Origin of the sequence: Streptococcus sp. 2579, from assembly GCF_013277195.1 — a bacterium.
GTDB lineage: Bacteria > Bacillota > Bacilli > Lactobacillales > Streptococcaceae > Streptococcus.
The window spans coordinates 1-964 of the sequence record NZ_VMMM01000031.1; the positions used below are offsets into that span (position 1 = coordinate 1).

1 tRNA gene, 1 rRNA gene and 1 pseudogene are annotated in these 964 nt (G+C 41.6%); all 3 read left to right on the forward strand.

What is annotated here, in order from left to right:
* Positions 1-255 (forward strand): annotated as a pseudogene (locus HT725_RS10070) (sigma-70 family RNA polymerase sigma factor); the annotation flags it as partial.
* Between the two features lie 92 nt (positions 256-347).
* A tRNA-Glu gene (locus HT725_RS10075) sits at positions 348-419 on the forward strand.
* Between the two features lie 243 nt (positions 420-662).
* Positions 663-964, forward strand: a 16S ribosomal RNA gene (locus tag HT725_RS10080); the annotation flags it as partial.

Consider the following 964-nt stretch of genomic DNA (forward strand, 5'->3'; position numbering starts at 1 on the left):
AGCCACAAACGAAGATATAATAAAGAACCTTATGAAGAAGTAGGCGAGATCAGTCATCGTATAAGTGAGGGAGGTCTGTGGCTAGATGACTATTATCTCTTTCATGAAACACTAAGAGATTATAGAAACAAACAAACTAAAGAGCAACAAGAAGAGCTAGAACGCATTTTAAGAAATGAACGATTCCGAGGGCGTCAAAGAGTCCTAAAGGACTTACGTATTGTGTTTAAGGAGTTTGACATCCGTACCCATTAGGAATTCATGCAAAAAAATAAAAAAAGTTTAAAAAAGGTGTTGACAAAGTTTGAAAAGTCGGTATAATAGTAAGAGTTGAAAATAACAACTCTGGTCCGTTGGTCAAGGGGTTAAGACACCGCCTTTTCACGGCGGTAACACGGGTTCGAATCCCGTACGGACTATGGGTATGTTGCAGTTGGAAATACTTGATGAAAAAAGTTTAAAAAAGTTTCAAAAAAGTGTTGACAAGCGAAAGCGACTGTGATATACTAATATAGTTGTCGCTTGAGGGAAGCGAGTGACAAAGACCTTTGAAAACTGAACAAGACGAACCAATGTGCAGGGCACTACAACTAAGGTTGTAGTACTGAACAATGAAAAAACAATAAATCTGTCAGTGACAGAAATGAGTGAGAACTCAAACTTTTAATGAGAGTTTGATCCTGGCTCAGGACGAACGCTGGCGGCGTGCCTAATACATGCAAGTAGAACGCTGAAGGAGGAGCTTGCTTCTCCGGATGAGTTGCGAACGGGTGAGTAACGCGTAGGTAACCTGCCTGGTAGCGGGGGATAACTATTGGAAACGATAGCTAATACCGCATAAGAGTAGATGTTGCATGACATTTGCTTAAAAGGTGCAATTGCATCACTACCAGATGGACCTGCGTTGTATTAGCTAGTTGGTGGGGTAACGGCTCACCAAGGCGACGATACATAGCCGACCTGA